Source organism: Allobosea sp. 01N443 (assembly GCF_056399325.1).
In genome coordinates this window covers 1-416 of the sequence record NZ_JBFTRC010000444.1, presented here as the reverse complement: position 1 = coordinate 416, position 416 = coordinate 1, and the positions used below count along the sequence as shown (strand labels likewise).

The window sequence follows — 416 nt, the reverse complement described above, 5'->3', positions numbered from 1 at the left end:
CGTTCTCGCCATACCAGCGCGCGAGCGTCTCAGCCTCGCTCCCTTCCAGGATCGGCAGCCCGTTGATGKTCAGGCCGATCGCGACCAGTTCATCGCGAACCTGCATCGGGGCGGCCTCGGGGTTGCAGTTTTCTTGTCCGTCCCCCGACACATCCAGGAGGACGCGCGTCGCCCGCATCGGGATTTGCGGCGTGATCTTGTCGGCGACGAAGCGCATCATCTGCGCCACGCAGGTGAATTCGCCGCCTTGCCGGGCGAGCCGGCGCAGTTTGCCTGCCAGCGCCCGCGCATCGGCGGCGCTGGCGACCCTGACCCACGGAATCGAGAAGCTAGGCTTGTCGGCCCAGAGGATGACGCTGATCGCGATCGCCTGGCGCGGCCCGCCGAGAATGGCCGCCTGCACGGAGGGGGCATCG

General features: G+C 68.2%; 1 protein-coding gene. It reads right to left on the bottom strand.

The window, feature by feature from the left end:
- The coding region (locus AC1DRP_RS36905; RefSeq protein WP_476771189.1) for a DUF1194 domain-containing protein at nt 1-416 on the bottom strand (416 nt) is incomplete at both ends.